Raw genomic sequence first — 4930 nt, 5'->3', positions numbered from 1 at the left:
CCTCCTCGCGAACCGCCACCATCGCGGCGGCCCGCTGCTGGCGTTCACCGGCGAGTCCGTCGCGGATGCGCGCCGCGGCCGTCACCACATGCGCCAGCCGCTGGGCCAGCGAACTGCCGGCGTCGGCCACCGCGGCGGCAGTGGTCGCCGCACGGGCACGTGCGGCGCGGGCCTGCTCGGCGCGGACCCGCGCCTCGCGTTCCGCCGCTGCCGCGCGGCGCAGCGAGTCCGCCTTCCCGCGAACGGCGTTGGCCCTTTCCTCGGCGGTGCGCACCGCGAGCCTGGCTTCCACCTCGACGCTGCGGGCGGCTTCTGCGGCGGCCGCGATCTGCTGGCGGTCCACCGGTTCCACCGCCTCGGCGGGCTGGTCGGCTTCGGCGTTGCGAAGTCGAGCCTCGATCTCGCTCAGCTCGGTGACGGCCTGCGCCCGGCCGACCTCCAGCTCGTCACGTTCGCGCAGCTGACGGCGCCACTGCGCCTCGGCGGCGCGGGCCTCCTGGCCCAACCGGCCCAGCTGCTCGTGGGTGGCGGCGATGGCGGCATCGGACTCGTTGAGCGCCGCGAGCGCCTGTTCGGTGGCGTCCCGGCGCGCAGCCTGCTCGGCCAGGGCTCCAGAAAGCGCCGCGCCGAGCTCGCCGGCCTGGGTCTGGGCGGCAGCCAGTTCCGCGCGCGCCTTGTCGATCTCGCTGTTGATCTCCAGGGTGGAGGGCTTGCGGTCGGATCCGCCGCTGACCCACCCGGCACCGACCAGGTCGCCGTCGCGGGTGACCGCCCGCAGGCCGGGGTGCGCGGCCACCAGGTCCAGCGCGTCGGCCAGCTCGGCGACCACCACCACCGACGCCAACATGGCCGTGAGCGCGCCGCGCAACCGGTCGGGGGCGTCGATGAGCTCCAGTGCCCACAGCGCCCCGTCGGGCAGCGCCGCACCCTGTTCGGGCGCCGACAGCGGCCAGTCCCCCAGCACGATCGCCGCCCGGCCGCCGTCGGCGTCCTTCAGCGCGTTCAGCGCCGAGCGGGCCGCGCCGGCGTTCTCGGCGGCCAGTGCGTCGGCCGCCGAGCCCAGGACCGCCGCCAGCGCGGCCTCGTACCCCGAGCGCACCTTGACCAGCTTCGCGATCGAGCCGAACAGGCCTGGGTCACTGTGGTTGGTCGCCAGCCAGGCGGCGCCGTCTCGGCGCTCCAGACCCATCGACAAAGCCTCGATCCGCGCGTGCAGCGACGCCACCTGCCGTTCGGCGGCCCGTTCGGCGGCCTGCAGCTCGGCCACCCGCTGGTCGGCCAGCCGCAGCGACGCCACGCTCCGCTCATGGTGCTCATCGAGCCCGACCTCGCCCTGGTCGAGTTCGACGACTCTGCTCTGCGCCGTCTCGAACTCCGCCTGCGCGGCCTGGGCCCGGCCGGCCGCCTCCTCGATGCGGGCCGAGAGCTGGCCCACGTGGGCGTCGATCGACTCCACGCGGGCCCGGATGGTCTCCACCTGGCCGGTCAGCCGGGCCAGGCCCTCGCGCCGGTCTGCTTCGGCGCGGACCGCGGCCAGATGTGCGCGCTCCGCCTCGGTGCTGCGGCGTTCACGCTCGGCCAGCTCGGCGCGGGCCGCCTCCAGCCGAATACCGGCCTCGGCCAGTTCGGCGAGCAGTTGCTGCTCGGCGGCGGCCACCTGTTCGGCCTCGGCTTCCAGCGCGTCGGGGTCGACTCCGCCGGTGGTGATCGGCTCCTCGTCGAGATGCTGGGCGCGCTCACTGGCGATGCGCACGGTGGCGCTGACCCGCTCGGCCAGGGCCGACAGCGCGAACCAGGACTGTTGGGCGGCCTCGGCCCGCTGGGTCAAGGTGGCGACCGCGGACTCGTGGGCGGTCAGTTCATCGGCGGCCACCGCCAGACGCTCGGTGATCTGGTCATGTTCGCGACGCAGCGCCGCCTCGGCGTCGGTGGTCCCGGCGAACTCGGCCTGCCTGGTCACCAGGTCATCGGCGGTCAGCCGCAGCCGGGCGTCGCGCAGGTCGGCCTGGATGGTGGCGGCGCGCCGCGCGACCTCGGCCTGGCGCCCCAGCGGTTTGAGCTGGCGGCGCAGTTCGGTGGTCAGGTCGGTCAGGCGGGCCAGGTTGGCCGCCATCGCGTCCAGTTTGCGGACCGCCTTCTCCTTGCGCTTGCGGTGCTTGAGCACCCCGGCGGCCTCTTCGATGAACGCCCGTCGATCTTCCGGTCGCGACTCCAGGATCTGGGCCAGTCGGCCCTGGCCGACGATGACGTGCATCTCCCGGCCGATGCCCGAGTCGCTCAGCAGCTCCTGGACGTCCATCAGCCGGCAGCTCGCGCCGTTGATCTCGTATTCGCTTGCCCCGTCGCGGAACATCCGCCGGGTGATCGACACTTCGGCATACTCGATCGGCAGGGCGTTGTCGGAGTTGTCGATGGTGACGGTGACCTCGGCGCGGCCCAGCGGGGCACGCGACGACGTGCCGGCGAAGATGACGTCCTCCATCTTTCCGCCGCGCAGGGTCTTGGCGCTGTGCTCCCCCATCACCCAAGCCAGGGCATCGACCACGTTGGACTTGCCCGAACCGTTGGGTCCGACCACCGCGGTGATGCCCGGCTCGAAGCGCAGAGTCGTCGGCGCTGCGAAGGACTTGAAGCCCTTCAGCGTCAAACTCTTGAGATGCACGGGGTCTGAGACTACCGGTCTAGCGTTCGGCGAATCCGTCGATCGGGTCCCCGGCGTCCGCCCAGTCGGCCACGACCGTGTCCACCCGGCCGGGCGTCGTCCCCCCCTGCAGCAGATCCAGCAGGCGCTGGCAAGCGTCCCGCGGACCCTGGGCGACGACGTGCACGCGCCCATCCGGGCGGTTGGCGGCGTAGCCCGTCAGGCCCAGTTCCAGCGCCCGCGAACGGGTCCACCACCGAAAGCCGACCCCCTGGACCCGCCCGTGCACCCAGGCGGACAGGCGGACGTCAGGCCCGGTCACCGGAGTCGACGGCAAAACGCACCTCGGTGCCCGATTTGAGGGTGCGGCCCACCGTGCAGACCTGGTCGATGGCCCGATGCACGACGGTGAGCAACCGCTGTTTTTCGGCCTCGTCGAGACCCGACAGGTCCAGCTCGAGGGTCTCCTCCAGCAGCGGGTAGCGCTCCTGCTCACGATCGGCGGGCCCCGAGACCCGGATCGTCGCCGCATAGTCGTCGCCGAGGCGACGGGACAGCGGCGCGTCACTGGCCATCCCGCTGCACGCGGCCAGCGCGATCTTCAGCAGCTCTCCGGGGGTGAAGACGCCGTCGACGTCTTCGTTGCCCACCAATACCTGCGCCCCCCGCGAACTGTGCCCGGTGTAGCTGCGGACCCCTGTTCGTTGAACCCATAGTTCCGTCATGAGGACATCTTGGCAGCCGCGGGCCTTCCCTCGCCGAACGTGTACTCAGCCCGATAGAACCGCCGATTTCCCGGACCCATTACACGCTCGGTGAACGGTGGCGCGGCGCGTAGTGTCGTCTGGGTCATGCAGGTAGCGATTCCACTGTTCCCGCGCTTCACCGCCCTCGACGCGATCGGGCCGTATGAGGTGCTGCAACGGATCCCCGACGCCGAGGTGATCTTCGTCGGCCACCGGCGCGGCGAGGTGCGCAGCGACAACGGAATGCTCGGGATCATCTGCGACGCCCGGTTCGACGAGCTGCCGCGCCCGGATCTGCTGGTCGTGCCCGGTGGGATCGGGACGCGCGTCCTGCTCGGCGACACCGAGTTGCTCGACTGGGTGCGTGAGGCCCATATCCATACCCGGTTCACCACCTCGGTGTGTACCGGCTCGCTGCTGCTGGCCGCCGCGGGCCTGCTGGACGGGTTGACCGCGACCACCCACTGGAGCGCCGTCGAGCTGCTGGAGCACCTGGGCGCCCGCTATGTGGATCAGCGCGTAGTCGAACACCTGTCGCGCCGCATGGTGACCTCCGCGGGGGTCTCCAGCGGCATCGACATGGCACTGCGGCTCGTCGAGTTGCTGCTGGACGCCGAGACTGCCTGCGCTGTACAGCTTTTGATCGAGTACGACCCGCAGCCACCGTTCGACTGCGGTTCCCAGGCCAAGGCCGGCGAGGCCGTCCGGCAACGCGCGGCGCGGCTGCGGCGCTGACGGGCATACGGAGTCGGTATGGCCACCGTGGTCGCGTTTCACGCCCCCCCCGACGACGAGGTGGTCTTGACCGGGGGCACGCTGGCGCGGGCCGCCGCCGAGGGCCACCGCGTGGTGGTCGTGGTGGCGACCGACGGCCGGGTCGGCGACGACGACGCGGACCGGCTGGGCGAACTGCGCTCGAGTGCGGCGATCCTCGGCGCCCACCGGGTCGAGTGCCTCGGATACGCCGACAGCGGGTTCGGCCCCGAGTTTCCCGCCGACCCGCCGGGGCGGGTCCGGTTCGCCCGCGCCGACATTGCGGGGGCGGCCCGGCGGCTGGCGGACATCCTGACCGAGGAGCGCGCCGAACTGCTGTTGAGCTACCAGGCCAACGGCGGCTACGGCCACCGGGATCACGTAGGGGTTCACCAGGTCGGTAAACAGGCGGCGCGGATCGCGGCGACACCGCGGGTGCTCGAGGCGACGATGCCCCGCGAGATGCTGGCCCGGATCGCCGAGGCCGCACGGTGGGTTCGGCTGCCGGCCCCCTACCACCGCGATGTGGTGCGCACGGCCTATGCGCCGCGGGCGCACATCACGCACCGGATCAATGTGTTCCGGTTTGCCCGGCAGAAGCGCGATGCCCTGGCCGAGCACCGTTCTCAGATCAGCGCGAGTCCCGCCGCGGCACGGCTTGTCGCGGTGCTGATGCGGCTGCCTCCCCAGGCGGCGGGGGTGATGTTCGGGCGGGAATGGTTCGTCGACCCGGACCGGGAACCGGGCACGGTGTACCGCGACATCTTCGCCTGAGCGCGGACGCGCACAT

General features: G+C 72.1%; 5 protein-coding genes. 2 read left to right on the top strand and 3 right to left on the bottom strand.

What is annotated here, in order from left to right:
* The 3 genes from smc to LI92_RS19840 form a co-directional block, all read right to left on the bottom strand.
* Positions 1-2662: chromosome segregation protein SMC (smc, locus tag LI92_RS19850; protein WP_046321984.1), on the bottom strand; the 2662-nt coding region annotated here is incomplete at its 3' end.
* 19 nt (positions 2663-2681) lie between these two features.
* On the bottom strand, positions 2682-2963 hold the full coding sequence (locus LI92_RS19845; RefSeq protein ID WP_046321983.1) for an acylphosphatase: 282 nt from the start codon (positions 2961-2963) through the stop codon (positions 2682-2684).
* Positions 2950-3366, bottom strand: a complete 417-nt coding sequence (locus LI92_RS19840) for an OsmC family protein (RefSeq protein ID WP_046321982.1) — start codon at positions 3364-3366, stop codon at positions 2950-2952. The genes LI92_RS19845 and LI92_RS19840 overlap by 14 nt, the downstream gene beginning before the upstream one ends.
* 126 nt (positions 3367-3492) lie before the next feature.
* Here LI92_RS19840 and LI92_RS19835 point away from each other — a divergent pair, with 126 nt between their 5' ends.
* Together LI92_RS19835 and LI92_RS19830 are read left to right on the top strand one after the other, a co-directional pair.
* Positions 3493-4122: a DJ-1/PfpI family protein gene (locus LI92_RS19835; protein WP_046321981.1), complete on the top strand. Its 630-nt coding sequence runs from the start codon at positions 3493-3495 to the stop codon at positions 4120-4122.
* An 18-nt stretch (positions 4123-4140) separates the two neighbouring features.
* A complete protein-coding gene (locus tag LI92_RS19830) occupies positions 4141-4914 on the top strand; it encodes a PIG-L deacetylase family protein (RefSeq protein ID WP_046321980.1) in 774 nt (257 codons plus the stop codon).
* The last annotated feature ends 16 nt before the right edge of the window (positions 4915-4930 follow it).

The organism is Mycobacterium sp. UM_Kg1, assembly GCF_000972925.1.
In the GTDB taxonomy this organism is placed as follows: Bacteria; Actinomycetota; Actinomycetes; order Mycobacteriales; family Mycobacteriaceae; genus Mycobacterium; species Mycobacterium hiberniae.
This window is presented reverse-complemented; position numbering and strand designations above follow the sequence as displayed.